Raw genomic sequence first — 20834 nt, forward strand, 5'->3', positions numbered from 1 at the left:
GTCGGCATCACGGTCCGCGTCGCTTGCACTTTAGCAACAGCGTTGCTTAAGTGGCTGCCATGAACGGTACGAGCGCCCCCTCCCCCGCACCGGCCCCGCTCCGCGTCGGCCTCATCGGCTACGGCCTGGCCGGTTCCGTCTTCCACGCCCCGCTCATCGCGGCGACCGAGGGCCTGGTACTGGACACGGTCTCCACCTCCAGCCCGCAGCGCCAGGAACAGGCGCGGGCCGAGCACCCGCAGGTGCGCACCGTCGCCTCACCGGAGGAGGTCATCGCCCGCGCCGGCGAGCTGGACCTCGTGGTGATCGCCTCCCCCAACAAGACCCACGTGGAGCTGGCCGCCGCCGCCCTCCGGGCCGGCCTTCCGGTCGTGGTCGACAAGCCGCTGGCCGGCACCGCCGCCGAGGCCGAGGAGCTGGACGCCCTCGCCCGCGACCGCGGCCTGCTGCTCTCCGTCTTCCAGAACCGCCGCTGGGACAACGACTTCCTCACCCTGCGCGAGCTGGTGGCGGACGGCGCGCTCGGCGACGTCCAGCGCTTCGAGTCCCGCTTCGAGCGGTGGCGGCCCAGGCCCAAGGGCGGCTGGCGGGAGTCCGGCGACCCCCGCGAGATCGGGGGTCTCCTCTACGACCTGGGCAGCCACCTCGTCGACCAGGCGCTCACGCTGCTGGGCCCGGCGCAGACCGTCTACGCCGAGTCCGACGTGCGCCGCCCCGGCGCCGAGGCCGACGACGACACCTTCATCGCCCTCACCCACGCCGGCGGCGCCCGCTCCCACCTGTGGATGAGCGCCACCACCGCGCAGCTCGGCCCGCGCTTCCGCGTCCTGGGCAGCTCCGCCGGTTACGTCAAGTACGGCCTGGACCCGCAGGAGGCCGCGCTCCGCGAGGGCCGCCGCCCCGGTACCGAGGGAGGCACCTGGGGCGTGGAGGAGGAGGGCTCCTGGGGCCGTCTCGGCGCCGGCGAGTCCCCCCTGACGGGCGGCGGCCACGCGGTCCCGACCCGGCCCGGCGACTACCCCGCCTACTACGCCGCGATCGCCCGCGCCCTGCGCGAGGGCGGGCAGCCGCCGGTCACCGCCGCCGAGGCCGCCGCGGCCCTGCGCGTCCTGGAGGCGGCGCGCCGCTCGGCCGCCGAGGGCCGCACCATCCGCCTGGACCAGAAGGAGGAGAGCGCGTGACCACGCCCGAAACCACCTCCGACCGCGCGCGCCGGGAAGCGCTCGCCCTCGTGGCGAGCCTGGAGGAGCAGGAGGCGCGGCTGGTCTTCCCCGCCTTCGGCAACGACGACGCCTGGCGCCTGGGCTCCCTGCTGGTGGACATGGCCCGCGAGCGGAAGGCGGCCGTCACCGTCGACATCCGCCACGGCGAGCAGCAGCTCTTCCACTTCGCCCTGCCCGGGACCAGCGCCGACAACGACGCCTGGCTGGCCCGCAAGGCCCGGGTGGTGAGCCGCTACGGCGAGTCCTCCTACCTCGTCGGCACCCGCTTCCGCGCCAAGGGCCGCACCTTCGAGGACTCCTCCCGGCTGGACCCCGACCACTACGCCGCACACGGCGGCGCCTTCCCGGTCCGGGTGGGCGGCACCGGTGTGGTCGGCTCGGTCGCCGTCTCGGGCCTGCCGCAGGCGGAGGACCACGCGCTGGTGGTGGCGGCGGTGGAGCGGTTCCTGGCGGGGTGACCCCCGCCCAGGACACTTCGGCACAGGCCGAACGACCAGGCCGTTAGCGTGCTCCGGACGCCGCGGGGAAGGCCCCCGCGGGCGACGGGAGGAGCCCTCGTGCCGAGGACGGACCTGCGATCACGGCTCGCCGCACGGTTCCGGCAGGTCAACGGTGACCACCGGATGACCGACGCCGACGACGCCTACGTCAGCGCACAGTTCGTCCCCCTGGACGAACTGTGCGCAACGCACGGCCGGGACACCGACGAGGTACGCCGGCTGATGCTGGACCGGCTGCTGCCGCTCCCGGGATACCTGCGCTCCGACGGTGCCGAGATGGTCCCCGCCGACCTCTTCGCCCTCGCCGACGAGGCGGGCGGCACGGAACGGCTTCAGAAGTGGTTCACCGCCCACTGGGCCGACCCGGCCGCCGGCGCCGCCGAGTGGGACGCCTACCTCAGCGGCCGGTACGTGTGCCTGCACTCGGTGACCCCCGCCACCATCCGGCGCAAGGACCACCTGACGGCCGCCATCACCGCCGCCCCGGACGCCCCGGATGCCGGCACGGCACGGTGGCGGGAGCACCTGCACCTCCTGATCGACGAACTCGACGCCCTGGAACCGGCGTTCACCGACTACGACCGGCTCCGCTTCGACGGCCCCACATCCCGCGACAGCTGCATCACCGCGATGCGGGCCCACTTCCCCCGCCACCCTGCTCCGGAGGGCGCCCAGACAGCCGAGCCGCCGGCCCCAACCCCTGTGCGCCACACCTGAGTTAGGGCGCCCGGCTCACATGTGGCACACTCCCTGCCTCATGGACAGACGTCAGCGCTACCGCGCCACCCTCACCGACCACGGGATACCCGCAGACGTGGTCGAATCGGCCATGCAACTCGCCCTTCCCCGAATTGAGTTGCGTCCGCAAGGACACAGTCCGGGCCCGGTCGTCGGGGTGTACGGAGGCCTGCCCTCGCTCCCCGCGGACGTCGAGTGGTCCGGCTTCCCGCACTTCGTGGCCTCGGTGGACTGCGCGGCCCTGCCCCGCGACGCGCTCGACTTCCCGCTGCCCGACGACGGCCACCTGCTCTTCTTCGGCAACCTGGACGAACCGGTGTGGGACGAGGACAAGGAGGGCCAGGTGGTGTACGTGCCCGCCGGAACACCGACCACCGAACGGCAACCGGACGAAGAGCACGCCGAGTTCGTCACCGACCCCTTCCCCCTCCACGGGCACCTCGACTGGAACATGCCCACCCCCGACCACGACGTCGTCAACTCCGACGAGGAACGCAGCGAGCTGTGGGAGGAGTACGACTACGACCTCTGGATCGACAACAGCGGGGCCGGTGAACTGACCCTGGGCGGCTACTCCTGTCCCGCCTTCGACGACCCGTGCCTGCCCCCGTACCCGGACAACGACGAGCAGCCCTGGCGCCTGCTGGCCCAGGCACGCGTCTCACCGAAGGTCCGGGAGCCGGTCGAGAACACCCTCTTCTGGCTGATGCGTCCCCAGGACCTGGCCGAGGCCCGGTTCGAGCGGGCCAAGGTCCGCATTGAGCTGGTGCCTCCGGCCTGAGCGCGCGGGCACTCGGCCGACCGTCACCCCTCAGCACCCCGGCAGCCGCAGGGCGGCCCAGACCGTCTTCGTCACAGGTCCGACGACCATGCCGCGCTCCAGCGCCAGAGCATCCACCAGCCTGAGTCCCCGTCCGCCCTCCTCCTCGGGGGCAGGGCGGGGCGAGTGCCCGCTGCTCGGCGGCAGACGTTCCGGGCGGGTGTCCGTCACCGCTACCCGGAGCAGGGGCGGGCTGCACGACACCGCCAGTTCGAAGTCGCGTCCCGGTGAGCGGCCGTGGAAGACGGCGTTGGCGGCCAGCTCCCCCACCACGCTCGCCACGTCCGCCCCGAACTCCCCGGACACGGGGACGCCCCAGAGGCAGAGCTGGGAAAGGACCAGTTGGCGCGCGAGGCGGGCACCCCGGCGGGTGGAGCTGAGGCGGACGGAGAAGGAGCGGCCCGTTTCCTCCGTATTCACAGACATGCGACCACTGTCCTGTCACGCTGGGTGACAAAGCCAGTGCGGCGCCTCGTACGAAGGCGGCCGTACGTACCGCAGCCACGGCTGTACGTACCACCAGCCGTGTCATTCAGCGCGCCGGGACGGTTGGGCCGAACAAACGCAGGGCGGGAGATGTTGATGGCGGCGCGACAGGCAGGGCAAGGCCAAGGAAACAGTGACCGGCCCTCGATCTGGATCGGCTACGGGAAGCTGGTCCGGCTTTTCCGCGACCGTGCGGGCCTCTCCCGCCAACAGCTCGCGGACAAGGTCGGCTACTCGTGCGAGACAGTGGCCTCGATCGAGCAAGGCCGGCGTCCGGCGAAAGCAGCCTTCACCCAGGCCGCAGAAAGGGTGCTGGAGGCGGCCGGCACGCTGAGCGCTCTGCAGAGGGAAGTGGATCACGCCAAGCTTCCGCAGTTCTTCCAGGATTTCGCTCTTGTCGAAACGGAGGCGTTGAGCAGGGCCTCTTTCGACCCACTCCTGGTACCCGGCCTCCTTCAGACCGAGGACTACAGCAGAGAGGTCTTCAACGGGCACTGCCCGCAGCTCGACGCGGAGACACTCGACCAGCGCCTGGAGGGGCGCATCGGTCGGCAGAGCCTGCTGACCCGCACTCCCACTGCCGAGCTGAGCTTCATCATCGGTGAGGCCGCCTTGCGCAACCCCTTGGGAGGCCGGGCCACCATGCTGGAGCAGCTTGAGCACATCCTCGCCACAGCTCGTCAGCGGCACGTTCAGGTACAGGTCATGCCGACAGTCAGTGGCTTTCACCAAGGACTCAACGGTCCGATGGTGTTGGTCGTGACCGCGACCCATGACCACGTCGCGTACTTCGAGTCACAAGGTGTGGGGACCCTTGTGACCGAAGTCCCGAAGGTCAGCGCATTCGAACTCCGGTATGGCAAGCTGCGCTCCCAGGCCCTCAGTACGGACGAGTCGGCCCGGTTCATCGAGCGTTTGACGGGAGAGCTATGAGACCAGGTCTTGTAACGAGCGCCCCGCAGGCAGCCTTGTGGCACAAGAGCACCCACAGCGGCTCCGACGGCGGTGACTGCGTCGAGGTGGCAGCCACCGGGGACGCTGTCAGCGTCCGCGACACCAAGAACCGGCAGGGCCCCGCACTCCACCACAGCCCCGCCGCCTGGCGCACCTTCCTGAACGCCGTCCGCGGATAAAAAGCGTCGGTCGGAGGGAAGAACAGCTGCCGGCTGCCTACCCCACATCCCACGGCAGGAGGGCCCATGCCGAACGAAACACCCGATCTCCTTCTCTGGCGCAAGAGCACCCACAGCGGCACCAACGGCGGCGACTGCGTCGAGGTAGCCGACACTCCTGACGCCGTCCACGTCCGCGACACCAAGAACCGGCAAGGCCCCGCACTCCACCACAGCCCCGCCGCCTGGCGCACGTTCCTGGACGCCGTCGGCGGATAGGAGCAGCAGACCGGATGTCCCCAGCGGTCTGCCTGTCAACGCCACAACGCCCCGGTAACAACGGGAGAAAAAATGCCGGTCGAACAGCCTGAAGCTCTCCCCTGGCGCAAGAGCACCCACAGCGGTCCCAACGGCGGCGACTGCGTCGAGGTGGCCGACACTCCTGACGCCGTCCACGTCCGCGACACCAAGAACCGGCAAGGCCCCGCACTCCACCACAGCCCCGCCGCCTGGCGCACCTTCCTGGACACCGTCGGTCGCTGAGGCGCGGCGCGCCTCGACGGCACACCACTCGGGCCCTCCCCACCACACCGGGGAGGGCCCGAGGGCGTTCAGGCGCGGGGCAAGGTCAGGCGTCCTTCAGTACGCTCCGCTGCCGTCCCAGGCCGTCGATCTCCAGCTCCACGACGTCGCCGGCGCGCAGGTAGGGCTTGGGTTCGGGCTGGCCCATGGCGACGCCGGCGGGGGTGCCGGTGTTGATGACGTCGCCGGGGTACAGCGTCATGAAGTGGCTGAGGTAGCGGACCACTTCGGCCACGGGGAAGATCTGCTCGGCGGTGGTGCCGTCCTGCTTCAGGTCGCCGTTGACCCAGAGGCGGGCACCGAGGGCCTGGGGGTCGGGCACCTCGTCGGCGGTGACCAGCCAGGGGCCGAGCGGGTTGAAGGTCTCGCAGTTCTTGCCCTTGTCCCACTGGCCGCCGCGCTCGATCTGGTACTCGCGCTCGGAGACGTCGTGGGAGAGCACGTAGCCGCCGACCGCGTCGAGGGCTTCGGCGTGCGAGCCCAGGTAGCGGGCGGTGCGGCCGATGACGACGCCGAGTTCCACCTCCCAGTCGGTCTTGGTCGAGCCGCGCGGGACGAGGACGGTGTCCTCGGGGCCCACGACGGTGTCGGGGGCCTTCATGAAGACGATGGGTTCCTCGGGGGCGGTGGCCCCCGTCTCGCGGGCGTGGTCGTGGTAGTTCAGCCCGATGCACACGATCTTGCCGATGCGGCCGATCGGCGGGCCGATCCTCGGGTTCTGGTCGGCGAGGGCGGGCAGGGCACCGGAGGTGGCGGCGGCCCGTAGGCGGCCGAGCGCCTCCGGGTCGGCCAGCAGCGCTCCGTCCACGTCGCCCACCAGGCCGGACAGGTCGCGCAGGGTTCCGTTCTCGTCGAGCAGCGCCGGGCGTTCCGCCCCCGTCGGTCCGACACGCAGCAGCTTCACGGCTTCAACTCCCTGTTCCTACGGTCGGTCCGAGCGGTTGCCCGGACCGGCTGGTGGAGGGGACGGCCCCCACGGGATTCGGCTGATCCTCCAAGAAGCCCGACCATCCCGCAAGACCCCGTTCAGCCCCTGGACCGGCCGGAACCCCACCCCGAGCCGGTCGAGCAGAGGACTCTCCCCGCGCACGCCTCGCCTCGGGCAGACCCTGGCGCGCCCACCCGACAGTCGTCGCGGCCTACTTCCGCCCGCCCGACCGGGCCGCCCCGGCCTTCATGACTTCGGCCTCGGCGGCCTCGACGCCCTGGTCCGCGTCCTGCCCGGCTTTGCCGTACCGCTGCTGGAGCCAGGCGCGTTCGCACGCCGTCCAGCTGGTGGAGGTGACCAGGTAGAGGGCCGCCGCCAGCGGGACCACGGCGACCGAGACCAGCGTGGCGAAGGAGAGGAGCGGGGTGAGACGCGCGAGCCCGGCCAGTCCGGGCAGCTGCCCGGCCGTGTCGGTCGCGGCGGGGGTGCGGGCGGCCAGGGCGCGGGCGCGGCGGTAGTTCCAGGTGGCGACGGCGGCGGTGAGGGCGAACAGCAGCGGGTAGACCCACGCGGCGGTTGCGGGGGCGGCCGCCGCGAAGGCGTCGGTGAGGTGGCCGCCGAGCGGGGCGCCCCACAGGGTGTGGTCGCCGAGGTGGGCGCCGCCACCGGTGAAGAGGTGGTACATCAGGGCGAAGACGGGGAGTTGCAGCAGCATCGGCAGGCAGCCGGTGAACGGCGAACCGCCGGCCTCCGCGTACAGCTCGGTGACCGCGCGCTGCAACCGCTCCGGGTGGTCGCGGTGGGTGCGCCGCAGCTCCGCCAGGCGCGGTGCGAAGGCGGCGCGGGCGGCGTCACCGCGGGCTGCGGCCCGGGCCAGCGGGTGGAGCGCGGCGCGGACCGCGAGGGTCAGGGTGACGACGGCTGCGGCGGTTGCTGACGCGCCGCACAGGGGGGCGAGGAGGTCGGCGAGGCGGGACAGCAGGTCGCCGAGGAAGGAGAAGGGGGACATGGAGAGCCTCCACGGGTCTCGTCGTGCCGGGTGGGGCTCCCGTCGACCGCGGCGCGACGCCGGTGGTCCGGCGCACGGGACGGTGTCCGGCCGTGTCCGGACCGGAGGGGACGGGAGGAAGGATCGGCGTGACGGACGCGAACCGGACGCAGGGTTACGGAAACCCGGGTGGACGAGCACCGGAGTCAGCGGCACCGGAGACCGGGTGGACGAACACCGGGCGCGCGGCTCGGTGCACGGCCCGATGCGGCAAGCACCGGTGGCCCGGCCTCCGGCAGAAGGCGCCGGAGGCCCGTTCCCCCGTGGTGACACGTCCCGATCCCGCCCACCGCCCGCGTGACGGGAAAGCGCACGGCCGGGGTGGCCGGGGGCAGGGCGTGGCGGTCTCAGAGCCCCGGTGGGGCAGTCAGGCGGGGGTGCGGGTAGTGGCCCGGGGTGGGCGGGGTGGTTACGCGGCCGTCGGGACGAGCAGGCCGGGAGCCCTGGGGCGCGGCCTGCCGGCGGCGTCCGGGTCGCGCTGGGGGAGGAAGGCGGTGCGTCGCTGCCGGTCGCGCAGGGCTGTGCGGACGCGGGCCGCGGAGACCGGGCGGGCGCAGACGGCCAGCAGGATCGCGCGACTCGCCCAGCACAGGGCGGCCGCGGTCGCGACCGCGGCGAGCGCGGTGGCGACGCCGCTGTGCGTCACCACCAGGCCGAGGAGGAGGAAGAGCACGACGTTGCCGTGCAGGCGCCAGGTGCTGGTGCAGTCCCGCATCGCTCCCCCTTTCCGCCGTGTCCGGCCGGGGCGGTCTCCCCGCCCGAGCAGCCGTCCGCCGCAGTCGCAGGACCGTTGTCCTCGCGACGCGACGGCCCTGCTCCTCGAACAGCCTAGCGTTCCCCACCGGCAGCCGGTACCTGCTCCGCCGGCTCGTCCACGTCGTCGGCGAGCACCTCCGCGTCCGGGCGTCCGTCCCGCGAGCGCGGCCCGAACAGTGAGACGGCGACGGCCACCACCGCGTTCAACGCCAGTGTCGGCAGGCCCGCGTTGACGCCCCACAGCGGGTCGTGGCCGGTGAAGACCAGTACGCACACCGCGGCGAACCCGACGACCAGCCCGCTCAGGGCGCCCGTCAGCGTCAACCGCCGCCACACCAGCCCGAGCAGGAGCAGCGGCACCAACTGCGCCATGCCCTCGTAGGAGATGAGGGAGAGGCGGACCAGGGTGTTGGGCGCCGTGTAGGTCAGCAGCAGCGCCAGCGCGCCGGCCACCACCACGACCACCTGGGACCACAGCCGTTGGCGGCTCGCCAGGCGGGGCACCGCGCCCAGCACGCTGCGGCCCCACATGGTGCCGATGACCAGCATGAACACGGCCATCGGGACGATCGAGGAGAGCGCGGCGGCGACCCCGACGACGCCCACCAGCCAGGCCGGGAGCGAGTCCACCACCAGCCGGAACAGCGCCATGTTGGAGTCGGCCAGGTGCGGCACCACGAACGAGGCGGCGATGCCCAGCAGCATCGGCACCACGAGCAGCACGTTGTAGAACGGCAGGAACACCGCGTTGCGGCGCAGCGCGTCGGCCGAGCGGGCCCCCAGGTAGCCGGCGACCGTCGTCGGGAAGATGGTCACCGTGAGGGAGTTGAGGACGGTGGTGGAGGCGAACCAGCCCTGGCCCAGCCCGCCCGAGGCGTGGCCCGGGAAGGTCAGCCAGTCCGCCCGCTCGGCCACCACCCGGTCCAGGAAGTGCCCGTAACCGCCGAAGTAGTGCAGTGGCACGTACACCGCCAGGACCACCAGCGTCACGATGACCAGCACGTCCTTGAGCACCGAGACCCAGGCGCTGCCCCGCAGCCCGCTGACCACGACGAACGCGGTCGTCACCAGGAAGGCCGCGAAGTACGCCCAGTTCAGGCTGATCGCGCCGTAGGAGATGGTGTTGACCACCACGCCCATGCCGGTGATCTGCAACTGGATGTACGGCAGCAGGCAGACGGTGGCGAGCAGGGCGATGGCCGTGCCCAGCCACGGCCTGCCGTAGCGCCGGGCCGCGATGTCGGTGATGGAGACCAGGCCGTGGCGGCGGGCGTAGGACCACAGCATCGGGCCGACCACGTACCCCAGGGCGTAGCCGCACGACATGTACGCCACGACGTACAGGACCGGCACGCCGAAGCCGTACCCCCAGCCGGCCGCTCCCAGGTAGCTGAAGCTGGTGTAGCCCTCACCGGCCATCAGCACCCAGATCAGCACCGGGCCCAGGCCGCGACCGCCCACCGACCAGTCGGTGAAGGAGCCGCCGCCCCGCCGCCGGACCGCCAGCAGGCCCAGGGCGACGGTGGCCGCCATCGCGACGGCGAAGATCGAGGTGGCGACCGTCGCGTTCACGCCCGGCCCCGCTTCCGGTCCCCGCGCCACGCCAGCCACACCCCGAGCGGGGTGAGGACGGTGGCGAGCAGCAGCCAGAACAGCAGGAAGGGCAGGCCGAACACCCTTGGCGTCACCCGGTTCACCAGCGGCAGCACCACCAGGTACAGCAGGTAGGGGGTGAGCAGCCACCACAGGGTGGGGCGCCGGAGCCGGGGCGAGCGCGGGGCGGGGGGCTTGGAGGACACGGACGGACCCTACCCGCAGCGGCGCGCCCCGCAGCAGGCCCCGGCGGCACCCTGCCGCGGCCTCTACGCCCCGAGCGCCTGCGCCACGGTGTAGATGCACAGTCCGGCCAGGGCGCCCACCACCGTGCCGTTGACACGGATGAACTGGAGGTCGCGGCCGATGTGCGCCTCGATCTTGCGGGAGGTCTGCTCGGCGTCCCAGCCCGCGACGGTGTCGGTGATGAGCGAGGTGATCTCGTCGCGGTAGGCGGTCACCACGTGGACGGCGGCGCCCTCCAGCCAGCCGTCGACCTTCGCCTGGAGCCGCTCGTCGTGGGAGAGCCGCTCGCCCAGTGAGAGCAGCGAGTCGCGGGCGCGGGTCCGCAGGGCGCTGTGCTCGTCCTCGGCGGCGGCGACGATCATGGCGCGGACGGAGTTCCAGGCCGAGGCGATGAGGTCCTGCACCTCGTCCCTGGCCAGCACCTCCGTCTTCAGCCGCTCCACCCGCGCCCGGGTGTCGGGGTCGGTGCGCAGGTCGGCGGCGAAGTCCTTCAGGAACCGGTCGACGGCGCCGCGGGCCGGGTGCTGCGGCATGTCGCGCATCTCGGTGACGAAGCGGAGCAGCTCCTTGTAGACGCGTTCGCCGATCCGCCGGTCCACGAACCGCGGCGTCCAGCCGGGCGCGCCACCGGTCACGGCCGTCATCACCGAGTCGCTGTGGAAGACCAGCCAGTCGTGGGCGCGGGCGCAGACCAGGTCGACGACGCGCCGGTGGCCGCCGTCGGCCACCACCCGCTCCAGCAGCGTCCCCAGCCGCGGCGCGATCTCCACCGTCCCGGCCCGGCGGGTGATCGCCTCCCCCACCACGGCCTGCACGTCGGAGTCGCGCAGCACGGTCAGCGCGCCGCGCAGGGCGGTGGCGGCCTCCGCGGTCACCCGCTCGGCGTTGCGCGGCGCGGCCAGCCAGGCGCCCAGCCGCCACCCGACGCCGATGCGGCTGAGCCGCAGGCGCACCACGTCGCCGGAGAGGAAGTTCTCCCCCACGAAGTCGCCGAGGCTGCGGCCGAGCTGGTCCTTCTTGGTCGGGATGATCGCCGTGTGCGGGATCGGCAGGCCCAGCGGCCGGCGGAAGAGGGCGGTCACCGCGAACCAGTCGGCGAGCGCACCGACCATGCCGGCCTCCGCGGCGGCGGCCACGTACCCCGTCCAGGCGCCGGCGCCGGCCGCGCCCGCCCAGGTCGCCCCGGCGTACACCAGGGCCACGACCAGCAGCAGCAGCGTCGCGAAGGTCTTCATGCGCCGCACGCCGCGGCGCCGCTCCAGGTCGGCGGGGGTGAGGGAGAAGCCGCTCGCGGCGGACGCCGGTGCCGGGCCGGGGCCGTGCGCCGCTGCCGGGCCGGGGCCGTGCGCCGCTGCCGGGCCGGGGCCGTGCGCCGCTGCCGTCGCCGGCGGCCCGGCCGGGGACGGCCCGCCCTCACCGCCAAAGCCGCCTCCCGTACCCGTGCCGCTGCCGCCTCCCGTGCCGGTGCCGTCCGGTACCGCCGTCCGCGCCTCGTCGCTGCCCTTGCTCGCTGCCACCTCGTCCGCCTTCTGCTGCCGTCGCGGTCCGCGCCGTCCCCCACCGAGTGCCGGGACGTCCCCCACCGCCATCCTTCCCGACGAGGCTCCGCCGACGCCGGGCCGCCGTGCGACCACCCGTCCGCCGACCGGCCCTGCCCGGTCCTCCCTCATCCGCCGCCCGTGTCCGCGTCTGCGTCCGCCGTCCGTCCCGGCTCTCCTCTCCCGGCCCCCCGACCGCTGCCGGCCCCGCCGTCCGCGCCTGCCGTTCCGGTGCCCGCCCGGGCCCGCCGGGCGCCTCCGGACGGGCGGCGGGCGCCCCGGGATGCCGCACCAGGTGTCGGACAGGTCTCTTCTCACCCACGAACGGAACGCGTCCGGTGTTCCGCGCGTCCTACCCCGTGTCCGCGAGCACCCCGGAGGCCGGGGTGAGGGTGGCCTGCCGGGCCGCTCAGGAAGCCGCCGTGGGATCATGGAGCACCGATCGACTGCAACGGAGCTGCTGATCACCCGCTGCCCCCGCCCGTCCGGAGCCTGCCGCTCCGCCTGTCCCTGGAGACCTGCCCCACATGACCAAGCGCGTGGGATTTTCCCTGCTCGCCGGCCTGGCGGCAGTAGTGGTGCTCATCTCGGCGGCGATCTTCGTCGGCTTCGGCGGGCACCGTCGCACCCCCGGCGGTGACTCCGGTCGCACCCGGGAGCCCGTCTCGCCCGCGGTCGCCGGCCAGTGGGTCGGCACCTGGTCGGGTGCGGCCGCCGCGGCCGAGCCGGGCAACCTCGACGGCTACGCCGGCATGTCGATCCGCAACGTGGTCCACACCAGCGTCGGCGGCACCAGCGTGCGCATCCAGCTGTCGAACCTGTTCGGCACCCGCCCGCTCGTCATCAGCCATGCCTCGGTGGCCCTGGCCGCCACCCCCAGCAACCCCACGGCGGCCGTCGGCACCATGCGCCGCCTCGGCTTCGGCGACAACCGCCCGACGGTGACGATCCCCGCCGGGTCCAGTGTCACCAGCTCCCCCGTCCGCCTGGACGTGCCCCATGACGCGGACCTGCTGGTCACCACCTACTCGCCAGTGCCCTCCGGCCCGGTGACCTACCACCCCTACTCGCGGCAGACCTCCTACCTGGCGCACGGCGACCGCACCGAGGACACCACCGGCACCCGCTACACCGAGCAGAGCCCGTTCTGGCGCTACCTGACCGGCGTGGACGTCTGGTCCTCCCAGGCCAGTGGCTCGGTGGTGTGCATCGGCGACTCCATCACCGACGGGCTGACCTCCACCGTCGGCGCCAACCACCGCTGGACCGACTACCTCGCCGCCCGGCTGCGCGACGAGAAGGGCGCGCCCCGCTACGGCGTGCTCAACGAGGGCATCAGCGGCAACCGGCTGCTCGTCAACGGCAGCAGGTTCTCGCCCAACAACGGCCCCAGCGTCCTGTCCCGGCTGGACCGCGACGTCTTCACCCGTACCGACGTGAAGGCCGTCGTGCTGGAGATCGGCCTCAACGACATGTTCAAGTGGCCGCGCCAGTTCGACCCGGACAAGATCGTGGCGGGCATGCGGCAGGTCGTGAAGGAGGCCCACGCCCACGGCCTGCGCGTCACCGGCGGCACCCTGACACCCTTCTACGGCCACCACGGCTACCTGCCGAAGATGAACCAGGTGCGCGAGGCGGTCAACCGCCAGATCCGGTCCGGGACCGTCTTCGACCAGGTCGTCGACTTCGACAAGGCGCTCCGCGACCCCGCGCACCCCGACCGGCTGCGTCCCGCCTACGACTCCGGCGACCACCTGCACCCCAGCGACATCGGCTACCGGGCCATGGCCAGGGCCGTCAACCTCGAAGGGCTCAAGGGCCGCTCCCCCGCCACCACCTGACGTGCCCCGGCCCCGGGGAGCCGAGGGAACGGGAGGCCGGGAGTGAGGGGGCACCCGGCCGCCGGCACTCGGCCCGTGGGCTCGCCGGGCGTGCGCCCGGTCGTCCGGGCGCGTGCCCGGCAGGCCGTCGGGCGGGCGGGCGGTCCGGGCCGTGGTCAGTCCCGCTCCGCGTCGTGACCCTTCGACAGCCGGGTCCGCCCCTCCCCCTCCAGCCGCTTGCGTTCCGCCCTCAGCAGCCGCTTCTCCTCCTTCGTCGGCTTCCGCTCCACACTGACCCCGCCCAGCAGGGCGAGGCCGGTCACCACCACCAGGGGCGCGTCCGGGTCGCCCGGGTCCGCCGAGGCCTGCTCGTCGAATCCGCCCATGACGCCGACGCCCCGCACGTCCACCCGCAGGCCCGGCGGCACGACGATGTTCACGCCGCCGAGCACCGCCGTCACCCGGATCACCGACTCCGGCTCGCTGAACACCGCCTCCCGCAGGTCCAGCTCGCCGCCGCCCAGGAAGGTGAACGCCGAGAAGAGCGGGCCGAGCGTCCACCGCCCCTTGCGCTGGAACCCGCCCAGTACCGCCACCGCCCCCGACGAGGCCGGCTGCCCACCGGTGATCCGGTCACGCCAGGACCGCGCCGCCGCACCCGTCGCCCGCGCCGGGGGCTCCGCCCGGGACACCGGCCGGGACGCGGCCGGCAGGTCGGCGGTCAGCGGGGCCAGGTCCGCGTAGGTGCGCGCCCGGTAGGCGGACTCCAACCGCTCGTCGAACTCCTCCATCGCCAGCCGGCCCTCGGCCAGCGCATCACGCAGTACCTCCGCCACCCGGTCCCGGTCGGCGTCCGAGGCACGCAGTTCCGGCTGCTTCTCGCTCATGCGCGTCAGCGTAGGGCGGGACGGCCCCCGCGACCCCGCCCCGTGGGGAAGCTCAGGGAGATCTCCGGGTAACCCCCCGCCCCCACCCCGACGGGCGGGCGGGGGCGGGCGGGGGAGGGTGCGGGTCACCGGCTCAGCCCCGTCCCCCGTACACCCGGGCGATCACCTCCTCGATCTCCGGCTCCCGCACCGAGAGGTCCACCAGCGGGTACCGCTGCGCCACCGCGGCCACCAGCGGCGCGGCACTGCGGCCGGCGGGGAAGGCCAGCCACTGGCGGGGTCCCTCGACCCGCACCGGCCGGGCCCCCTCGATGTCGTCGATGGGCGGGTACTCCCGTTCCAGGTCGACGACGAGGGTGCGTTCGCTCTCCCCCACGGCGTGCAGTGCGGCGAGGGAGCCGTCATGGACGACCCGGCCGTGGTCGATGACGAGCACCCGGCGGCAGAGCTGCTCGATGTCGGTCAGGTCGTGCGTGGTCAGCACGACGGTGGTGCCCTGCTCGGCGTTGACCTGACGCAGGAACGAACGGACCCGGGCCTTGCTGACGATGTCCAGCCCGATGGTGGGTTCGTCCAGGTACAGCACCTCCGGGTCGTGCAGCAGGGCCGCCGCGAGGTCGCCCCGCATACGCTGGCCGAGCGAGAGCTGGCGCACCGGCACGTCCAGCAGCTCCGCCAGGTCCAGCAGTTCCACGCAGCGCTCGAAGTTGCGTCGGTAGGTCTCCCGCTCCACCCGGTACATGCGGCGGACCAGCTCGTAGGAGTCGCGCAGCGGCAGGTCCCACCAGAGCGTCGTGCGCTGGCCGAAGACGACGCCGATGCGGCGGGCGAGCCGGGTGCGGTCGCGGGCGGGGTCGAGCCCCGCCACACGCAGCCGCCCCGAGCTGGGGACGAGGATGCCGGTGAGCATCTTGATGGTGGTGGACTTGCCCGCGCCGTTGGGCCCGAGGTAGCCGACCATCTCGCCCCGGTGCACCGTGAAGTCGACGCCCGCCACGGCCCGCACCTCCTCCCGCCGCCGCCGCAGCCGTCCCTCTCCCCGGCGGCGGACGGTGAAGACCTTCGCCAGGTCCTCGACGACGATGAGGGGCTCGGCCGTGCCCGCCGCCTCCCCCGCGACCGTGGACACCGCCGTGCCCGCCGCCTCTCCGCTCACCTTCGCCGTCGCACTCCGGGCCACCGTTCCGTCCTCCGTCACCGTCTCGTGCACAGTCGCCGTTCCGTCCTCCGTCACCGTCTCCCGCGCGGTCACCGCTCCGTCCTCCGCCGCCATCGCGTCCGCCACCGCCGTTCCCTGTTCCGCCGTGCCGATGTGGGTGTGCTGGGTGTTCTGGGTGTTGTGGGTGTTGTGGGTGTTGTGGGTGTTCGTGCTCCGGTCCGTGCTCGTGCCGGGCCTCGGTTCCGTGTCCACGCCGAGCCCCTCAACTGCCCGTGCTGCGGTAGCTGCGCAGCCCCAGGCGCCAGGCCGCTCCGGCCACCACCGCGCAGCCCGCGGCCACCAGCGGGCCCAGGTGGTCCACCCAGCCGGGCAGGCCCAGCGGATCGTCCCGGCCCATCAGGTGGAGGGCGGGGATCCAGTTGACGAAGGCGAGCGGCACGACGAAGGTCACGCCGCGCACCAGCTCCCGGCCGAACACCGTCGGCGGGTACTGGAGCAGCAGGTTCCCGCCGTAGGTGAAGGAGTTCTGCACCTCGGCGGCATCGTTGGCCAGGAACTGGCAGGCCGCCCCGACCACGAAGACCGCGCCGAAGATGACCGCCCCGCACACCACCATCGACACCACCCACAGCACCCGCCCCACCGTCCACCCCGCGTCCAGGTGGGCAAGGCCCCAGCCGAGCACCGCAAGCGCCTGGGAGAGCCGCCCCAGCCGCCGCAGCGCGAACCGGTCCGCGGCGACCTGGACCAGCACCGGCGCCGGCCGGACCAGCAGCACGTCCAGCGTCCCGTCGCGGACCCGCCGCCCCAACCGGTCCATGCTGCCCAGCGCCAGGTCGGCCAGGGCGAGGCTGGTGCTCGACGAGCCGTAGAGGACGGCCACCTCCGGCAGCGAGAAGCCGCCGAGCGCCCGGACGTGGCCGAACATCACCAGGATGGCGGCGAAGTCCGCGAAGGTCGCCACCAGGTTGGCGACGGTCGTCATGGCGAACGACGCCCGGTAGGCCAACGTCGAGCGCACCCACATCGCCACGATCAGCCCGTAGACCCGCAAGGCCTCGGCCGTCCGCCGGCCGAGCCCCAAAGCCGGGGCGTCGCGATCTGCGCGCAGCGGCCCCGCGGCCACGTCCCGCGTCACCGTCTCAACCACCCTGGACCACCACCCGCCGGGTCGCGAGCGCCTGCACGGCACGCCCGGTCAGCAGCAGCGCCACCGCCCAGCCCGCCTGGAACACCAGGCCCGCCACCAGCGAGTCGCCCGAGCGTGCGCCCAGGAACACGTCGGCGGGGACCTGGAGCACCGCCGCCCACGGCAGGGCCGCCGCCACCTCGCCGAGCCCGTGCGGGAAGACGGTGAGCGGCAGCAGCGTGCCGGAGAAGAACAGGCAGAGCAGACCGGCCGCCTGCGAGACACCCGCCCCGTCCAGCAGCCAGAAGGACGTCAGCGTCACCAGGTAGCGCAACGCGAAACTCACCACCACCGCCAGCACCACCGACACCGCGAACCCCAACCAGGGCAGCCAGCCCCCGGGGAACGCCAGCGGGAAGACCAGGGAACCCGCCACCATCGGCGCCACCCCGCGCCCCAGCAGCTGAAAGGCGGCGCGGCCCAGATCGGCTGCCAGCCACCAGAGTTGCAGGTCACCCGGACGGAGGAGGTCCACGGCGACGTCCCCGCTGCGAATGCGCTCCTGGAGTTCGTCGATCCCCCCGCCCGCCAGCAGCGCCACCGCCGCGAGGAGCGCCTGGGTGATCCAGACGAAGGTCAGCGCCTGGCGCTGGTCGTAGCCGCCCAGGTGCGGCCGGACCTCCCAGAGCGCCCGGAAGGTGTAGGCCACGATGAAGCCGAACACCGTGTTGGTGAACACCCCGGCCGCCGTGGCGACCCGATAGGTGGCGTACCGCCGGAACCCGCCGGCGGCCACCGCCGCGTACAGCATGTCTCTCTCCTCCGCTGCTGCATCCGTGTGCGGAGCCCACCGCGGGCGCGGGCGCGACCGGCCGGGGACGGCCGGCGGCCGGGCACCGGCCCCGCGGACCGCACCCCGGGCCACCGGAACCGGCCGACACAGGGCGCAGCGCACGGCGCGGCCACCGGACCGCGGGGGCCGGGGCCGTGCGTCGTGGCAGGGACTCCTCGAAAAGCGGGCCGGAACGCCGGGCCGCGCCCGCCATGGGTCCGGGGGGCGCGCGCGAGCGCGGACGCGGGAGGCGACAGCGGGAGGAGAGGCGATCGTAGGGGCGCCCGCACCACCCGCACCACCCGGTTTCCGCACACCGCGGGACGCCGGACCCCGGGCGGCCGGCCAGACCGCCCGGTCGTCGCCGCTCCCGTACGGCCGCGCCTGCGCCTCCGGGAGCGGCAACCGCCACCGCGCATCACCCCATCAGGTGAAGCTCGCCCGCCGTCAGCCGCAGTACGCGCGGGCCACCACGCGCGCCCCGCCACGAGGTGGGACACACGGTGCCAAAGTGGGCACCGGGCAGGGCCGACGCCGTGCCCGTCACGACACCGAACACGCCGTGGCACGACCCCCGGCGGCGGCCGAGGAGTCCAGCACCATGAGCGATCCGCACCACCCCGGCACGTCGAGGAACGGGCCACCTGGCTGGGACCGGCGCCCGCCCACCGCCCGGCGCCGGCGCACCGGCTGGCGGCGGCTGATCCCCACCTGGCGCATGTGGCTCGGCGCCTTCCTCCTCCTGGTCTTCCTCCTGGCCGGCGGACTCGCCGCCGGCTACCTGCTCGTCGACATCCCGCCGGCCAACGCCAACGCCCGCGCCCAGAGCAACGTCTACCTCTACGCCGACGGCTCCCCGCTGGCCCACGACGGCAACATCAACCGCGAGAACGTGCCGCTGCACGACGTGCCCGACCGCGTCCAGCACGCGGTGCTCGCCGCCGAGGACCGCGACTTCTACTCCGAGTCGGCCGTCGACCCCGCCGCCATGATCCGAGCCGCCTGGAACACCCTCACCGGCAAGGGCAAGCAGTCCGGTTCCACCATCACCCAGCAGTACGTCAAGAACTACTACCTCGGCCAGGAGCAGACCCTCACCCGCAAGGCCAAGGAGTTCTTCATCGCCATCAAGCTCGACAACGAGGTCGGCAAGGACGACATCCTGGAGGGCTACCTCAACACCAGCTACTACGGCCGCAACGCCTACGGCATCCAGGCCGCCGCCCGGGCCTACTACGACAAGGACGCCGACGAACTCACCGTCGGCGAGGGCGCCTACCTCGCCGCCCTCCTCAACGCTCCCAGCATCTACGACCTGACCGCCCACCCCGAGAACCGGGACCGGGCACTGGCCCGCTGGAACTACGTGCTGGACGGCATGGTCAAGAAGAAGTGGCTCAGCAGTTCCGAGCGCCGCCGCACCACCTTCCCCGACCCCCACGCGGCGAAGACCTCCTCCAGCCTCTCCGGCCAGCGCGGCTACCTCGTCGAGGCCGTCCGCAACTACCTCGCCGAGAACCACGTACTGGACGAGGGCGACCTGCACTCCGGCGGCTACCGCATCACCACCACCATCGAACCGCCCCGCCAGAAGGCCCTGCTCACCTCCGTCAAGAACCAGCTCACCGCCCACCTCGGCGACTCCCGGACGGACTCCTACGTACGGGCCGGCGCCGCCTCCGTCGACCCCGGCACCGGCCGCGTCATCGCCCTGTACGGCGGCAAGGACTACGCCAAGCAGTACGTCAACAGCGCCACCCGCCGCGACTACCAGGTCGGCTCCACCTTCAAGCCGATCGTCCTGGCCTCCGCCATCGCCAACGGCGCCAAGACGCAGGACGGCCAGACCATCACGCCCAACACCCGCTACGACGGCCGCAACAAGCGGATGACCGTCCACCACGGGCACCGCACCGGCTTCGCCCCTGCCAACGAGGACGACCGCTCCTACGGCCAGATCACCGTCACCGAGGCCACCGACCGCTCCGTCAACGCCGTCTACGCGCAGATGGGCGTGGACGTCGGCCCGGAGAAGGTCAAGGACACCGCCGTCGCCCTCGGCGTCCCCCGCGACGTGCCCGGACTCACCGACTCCCAGGCCGCCATCGCCCTCGGCACCGCCACCCCCAGCGTCCTGGACATGACCCAGGCCTACGCCACCCTTGCCGCCCACGGGCAGGAGCGCCCCTACACGCTGGTGGACAAGGTCGAACGCGACGGCCGCGACGTGCGACTGCCCGACCGCGCCCCCCGTCAGGCCATCCCCCGCGAGGCCGCCGACACCACCACCGCCGTGCTCCGCAGCGTCGTCGAGAGCAAGGACGGCACGGGCTCCGCCGCCCGCGCGGCAGACCGGCCGGCCGCCGGCAAGACCGGCACCGCCGAGGACGACAAGGCCGCCTGGTTCGCCGGCTACACCCCCGACCTCGCCACCGTCGTCGCCGTCCTCGGGCAGAACCCGCAGACCGCCCGGCAGGAACCCCTCTACGGCGCCGGCGGCCAGAAACGCGTCAACGGCGGCGGCTACCCCGCGCAGATCTGGGCCGACTACACCGCCGCCGCCCTCAGGGACCGGTCGGCCACCGACTTCGACCTGCAACTGGCCGCAGACGCCAGCCCCGAGCCCTACGACGCCTCCTCCAGCTCACCGGGCTCCTCCCCCTCCGGGAGCCCCGGCGAGTCCCCCGGAACCGAACCCTCCGAGGGCCCCGAACCCCCCGGTGAGCCCCGGCCCAGCGGCGAGCAGCCCCCCGGCGAACCCACCGGGGGCCCCCAGCCCCCCGGCGGCGGCAACCCACCGGACGGCGGCGAGGGCACCACCGGCGGCGAAGGCACCGTCCCGGGCGGCGAAGGCCCGCAGCCCCGCAGACAGCCGGCGCTGCTGCCGCTCGGCACGGCGGACGGCGACGGGGGCGGTGGTGGGCGCGGGAGCGACAGCGGAACGGCGGCGGCAGCGGGGCCCCGGGGCGAGGGGTGACAGGGTCGCGCCGGGTCAGAGGCGCCGGGCCGGGGCCCTCCTGGTGCGGGCCCGGCCCGGCAGTCCGTGCCGCCCACCGCGCGGGATCACACCGGGTGGCGGCGGTCGGTGTCCTGGTGGTCAGTGGCCCGAGGTGGCCTTGAGGCCGACGACCGCCACCAGCAGCAACGCGATGAAGAAGACGCGCGCGGCGGTGGCGGGCTCACCCAGCACCACCATGCCGACCACCGCGGCACCGGCGGCGCCTATCCCCACCCAGACCCCGTACGCCGTGCCGATCGGCAGCGTACGGGCGGCATAGGACAGCAACGCCATGCTGACCACGATGCCCGCCCCGGTGAACAGGCTCGGCCACAGCCGCGTGAAACCGTCGGTGAACTTCATCCCCACCGACCAGGCGACCTCCAGCAGACCGGCCACGACCAACAGCACCCATGCCATGACGGCACCTCCGTGAAAG

The 20834-nt window shown here is 73.3% G+C and carries 22 protein-coding genes; 10 read left to right on the forward strand and 12 right to left on the reverse strand.

Annotated features, from left to right (window positions below):
• Positions 1-59: 59 nt before the first annotated feature.
• The 4 genes from ACFV3R_RS04080 to ACFV3R_RS04095 all read left to right on the forward strand — a co-directional run bounded on the left by ACFV3R_RS04080 (position 60) and on the right by ACFV3R_RS04095 (position 3242).
• Positions 60-1181 (forward strand): Gfo/Idh/MocA family oxidoreductase, encoded by a 1122-nt coding sequence (locus ACFV3R_RS04080; RefSeq protein ID WP_385575087.1) that lies wholly within the window; start codon positions 60-62, stop codon positions 1179-1181.
• Positions 1178-1681 (forward strand): heme-degrading domain-containing protein, encoded by a 504-nt coding sequence (locus ACFV3R_RS04085; RefSeq protein WP_385575092.1) that lies wholly within the window; start codon positions 1178-1180, stop codon positions 1679-1681. The genes ACFV3R_RS04080 and ACFV3R_RS04085 overlap by 4 nt, the downstream gene beginning before the upstream one ends.
• A 99-nt stretch (positions 1682-1780) precedes the next feature.
• Complete coding sequence (locus ACFV3R_RS04090; RefSeq protein WP_385575095.1) at positions 1781-2440, forward strand: DUF6058 family natural product biosynthesis protein; 660 nt, start codon at positions 1781-1783, stop codon at positions 2438-2440.
• Between the two features lie 40 nt (positions 2441-2480).
• The gene (locus ACFV3R_RS04095; RefSeq protein WP_385575099.1) at positions 2481-3242 is read left to right on the forward strand and encodes a DUF1963 domain-containing protein; all 762 of its coding nucleotides are present in this window, start codon (positions 2481-2483) and stop codon (positions 3240-3242) included.
• A 30-nt stretch (positions 3243-3272) separates the two neighbouring features.
• Here ACFV3R_RS04095 and ACFV3R_RS04100 read toward each other — a convergent pair whose 3' ends face one another.
• Entirely contained in the window at positions 3273-3707 is a 435-nt protein-coding gene (locus ACFV3R_RS04100) for an ATP-binding protein (protein ID WP_385575102.1), read from the reverse strand.
• A 156-nt stretch (positions 3708-3863) separates the two neighbouring features.
• Between ACFV3R_RS04100 and ACFV3R_RS04105 the strand changes: the two genes are divergently transcribed.
• The 4 genes from ACFV3R_RS04105 to ACFV3R_RS04120 all read left to right on the forward strand — a co-directional run bounded on the left by ACFV3R_RS04105 (position 3864) and on the right by ACFV3R_RS04120 (position 5422).
• Entirely contained in the window at positions 3864-4700 is an 837-nt protein-coding gene (locus ACFV3R_RS04105) for a Scr1 family TA system antitoxin-like transcriptional regulator (protein ID WP_385575105.1), read from the forward strand.
• Positions 4697-4900 (forward strand): DUF397 domain-containing protein, encoded by a 204-nt coding sequence (locus ACFV3R_RS04110; protein WP_385575108.1) that lies wholly within the window; start codon positions 4697-4699, stop codon positions 4898-4900. Before ACFV3R_RS04105 ends, ACFV3R_RS04110 begins: the two co-directional genes overlap by 4 nt.
• A 66-nt stretch (positions 4901-4966) precedes the next feature.
• Positions 4967-5158, forward strand: coding sequence for a DUF397 domain-containing protein (locus ACFV3R_RS04115; RefSeq protein WP_385575111.1), 192 nt, complete (start codon positions 4967-4969; stop codon positions 5156-5158).
• Between the two features lie 72 nt (positions 5159-5230).
• Positions 5231-5422, forward strand: coding sequence for a DUF397 domain-containing protein (locus tag ACFV3R_RS04120; RefSeq protein ID WP_385575115.1), 192 nt, complete (start codon positions 5231-5233; stop codon positions 5420-5422).
• An 85-nt stretch (positions 5423-5507) separates the two neighbouring features.
• Here ACFV3R_RS04120 and ACFV3R_RS04125 read toward each other — a convergent pair whose 3' ends face one another.
• The 6 genes from ACFV3R_RS04125 to ACFV3R_RS04150 all read right to left on the reverse strand — a co-directional run bounded on the left by ACFV3R_RS04125 (position 5508) and on the right by ACFV3R_RS04150 (position 11621).
• Positions 5508-6365 (reverse strand): fumarylacetoacetate hydrolase family protein, encoded by an 858-nt coding sequence (locus ACFV3R_RS04125; RefSeq protein ID WP_385575120.1) that lies wholly within the window; start codon positions 6363-6365, stop codon positions 5508-5510.
• Positions 6366-6600: 235 nt separating this feature from the next.
• Positions 6601-7398, reverse strand: coding sequence for a membrane protein insertase YidC (gene yidC, locus ACFV3R_RS04130; protein ID WP_385575123.1), 798 nt, complete (start codon positions 7396-7398; stop codon positions 6601-6603).
• Between the two features lie 448 nt (positions 7399-7846).
• A complete protein-coding gene (locus tag ACFV3R_RS04135) occupies positions 7847-8152 on the reverse strand; it encodes a DUF6412 domain-containing protein (protein WP_385575127.1) in 306 nt (101 codons plus the stop codon).
• Positions 8153-8265: 113 nt separating this feature from the next.
• A complete protein-coding gene (locus ACFV3R_RS04140; protein WP_385575129.1) occupies positions 8266-9765 on the reverse strand; it encodes a sodium:solute symporter in 1500 nt (499 codons plus the stop codon).
• The gene (locus tag ACFV3R_RS04145) at positions 9762-9992 is read right to left on the reverse strand and encodes a DUF3311 domain-containing protein (protein ID WP_385575131.1); all 231 of its coding nucleotides are present in this window, start codon (positions 9990-9992) and stop codon (positions 9762-9764) included. Before ACFV3R_RS04145 ends, ACFV3R_RS04140 begins: the two co-directional genes overlap by 4 nt.
• Positions 9993-10055: 63 nt before the next feature.
• Positions 10056-11621 (reverse strand): DUF445 domain-containing protein, encoded by a 1566-nt coding sequence (locus ACFV3R_RS04150; RefSeq protein ID WP_385575133.1) that lies wholly within the window; start codon positions 11619-11621, stop codon positions 10056-10058.
• 476 nt (positions 11622-12097) lie between these two features.
• Here ACFV3R_RS04150 and ACFV3R_RS04155 point away from each other — a divergent pair, with 476 nt between their 5' ends.
• The gene (locus tag ACFV3R_RS04155; RefSeq protein ID WP_385575136.1) at positions 12098-13411 is read left to right on the forward strand and encodes an SGNH/GDSL hydrolase family protein; all 1314 of its coding nucleotides are present in this window, start codon (positions 12098-12100) and stop codon (positions 13409-13411) included.
• A 155-nt stretch (positions 13412-13566) separates the two neighbouring features.
• Here the strand turns inward: ACFV3R_RS04155 and ACFV3R_RS04160 are convergent, their stop codons facing one another.
• From ACFV3R_RS04160 to ACFV3R_RS04175, 4 genes are all read right to left on the reverse strand, one after another.
• A complete protein-coding gene (locus ACFV3R_RS04160) occupies positions 13567-14277 on the reverse strand; it encodes a DUF1707 domain-containing protein (RefSeq protein WP_385575139.1) in 711 nt (236 codons plus the stop codon).
• A gap of 133 nt (positions 14278-14410) precedes the next feature.
• Positions 14411-15457: an ATP-binding cassette domain-containing protein gene (locus tag ACFV3R_RS04165; RefSeq protein WP_385575498.1), complete on the reverse strand. Its 1047-nt coding sequence runs from the start codon at positions 15455-15457 to the stop codon at positions 14411-14413.
• Between the two features lie 241 nt (positions 15458-15698).
• A complete protein-coding gene (locus ACFV3R_RS04170) occupies positions 15699-16586 on the reverse strand; it encodes an ABC transporter permease (protein WP_385575142.1) in 888 nt (295 codons plus the stop codon).
• On the reverse strand, positions 16579-17376 hold the full coding sequence (locus ACFV3R_RS04175; protein WP_385575145.1) for an ABC transporter permease: 798 nt from the start codon (positions 17374-17376) through the stop codon (positions 16579-16581). The genes ACFV3R_RS04170 and ACFV3R_RS04175 overlap by 8 nt, the downstream gene beginning before the upstream one ends.
• 622 nt (positions 17377-17998) lie before the next feature.
• On the opposite strand from ACFV3R_RS04175, the gene ACFV3R_RS04180 reads away from it, so the two are divergent.
• Entirely contained in the window at positions 17999-20374 is a 2376-nt protein-coding gene (locus tag ACFV3R_RS04180; RefSeq protein ID WP_385575151.1) for a transglycosylase domain-containing protein, read from the forward strand.
• A 120-nt stretch (positions 20375-20494) separates the two neighbouring features.
• Here ACFV3R_RS04180 and sugE read toward each other — a convergent pair whose 3' ends face one another.
• Positions 20495-20815, reverse strand: a complete 321-nt coding sequence (gene sugE / locus ACFV3R_RS04185; RefSeq protein ID WP_385575155.1) for a quaternary ammonium compound efflux SMR transporter SugE — start codon at positions 20813-20815, stop codon at positions 20495-20497.
• Between the last annotated feature and the right edge of the window lie 19 nt (positions 20816-20834).

The organism is Streptomyces sp. NPDC059740 (assembly GCF_042733155.1).
Classification (GTDB): Bacteria; Actinomycetota; Actinomycetes; order Streptomycetales; family Streptomycetaceae; genus Streptomyces.

Bases quoted from the DNA above. Each gene is read 5' to 3' on its own strand.
- ACFV3R_RS04080 (WP_385575087.1), top strand. From the start codon at position 60: ATGAACGGTACGAGCGCCCCCTCCCCCGCACCGGCCCCGCTCCGCGTC.
- ACFV3R_RS04095 (WP_385575099.1), top strand. From the start codon at position 2,481: ATGGACAGACGTCAGCGCTACCGCGCCACCCTCACCGACCACGGGATA.
- ACFV3R_RS04100 (WP_385575102.1), bottom strand. From the start codon at position 3,707: ATGTCTGTGAATACGGAGGAAACGGGCCGCTCCTTCTCCGTCCGCCTC.
- ACFV3R_RS04105 (WP_385575105.1), top strand. From the start codon at position 3,864: ATGGCGGCGCGACAGGCAGGGCAAGGCCAAGGAAACAGTGACCGGCCC.
- ACFV3R_RS04110 (WP_385575108.1), top strand. From the start codon at position 4,697: ATGAGACCAGGTCTTGTAACGAGCGCCCCGCAGGCAGCCTTGTGGCAC.
- ACFV3R_RS04115 (WP_385575111.1), top strand. From the start codon at position 4,967: ATGCCGAACGAAACACCCGATCTCCTTCTCTGGCGCAAGAGCACCCAC.
- ACFV3R_RS04120 (WP_385575115.1), top strand. From the start codon at position 5,231: ATGCCGGTCGAACAGCCTGAAGCTCTCCCCTGGCGCAAGAGCACCCAC.
- yidC (WP_385575123.1), bottom strand. From the start codon at position 7,398: ATGTCCCCCTTCTCCTTCCTCGGCGACCTGCTGTCCCGCCTCGCCGAC.
- ACFV3R_RS04135 (WP_385575127.1), bottom strand. From the start codon at position 8,152: ATGCGGGACTGCACCAGCACCTGGCGCCTGCACGGCAACGTCGTGCTC.
- ACFV3R_RS04150 (WP_385575133.1), bottom strand. From the start codon at position 11,621: ATGGCGGTGGGGGACGTCCCGGCACTCGGTGGGGGACGGCGCGGACCG.
- ACFV3R_RS04155 (WP_385575136.1), top strand. From the start codon at position 12,098: ATGACCAAGCGCGTGGGATTTTCCCTGCTCGCCGGCCTGGCGGCAGTA.
- ACFV3R_RS04160 (WP_385575139.1), bottom strand. From the start codon at position 14,277: ATGAGCGAGAAGCAGCCGGAACTGCGTGCCTCGGACGCCGACCGGGAC.
- ACFV3R_RS04175 (WP_385575145.1), bottom strand. From the start codon at position 17,376: ATGCTGTACGCGGCGGTGGCCGCCGGCGGGTTCCGGCGGTACGCCACC.
- ACFV3R_RS04180 (WP_385575151.1), top strand. From the start codon at position 17,999: ATGAGCGATCCGCACCACCCCGGCACGTCGAGGAACGGGCCACCTGGC.
- sugE (WP_385575155.1), bottom strand. From the start codon at position 20,815: ATGGCATGGGTGCTGTTGGTCGTGGCCGGTCTGCTGGAGGTCGCCTGG.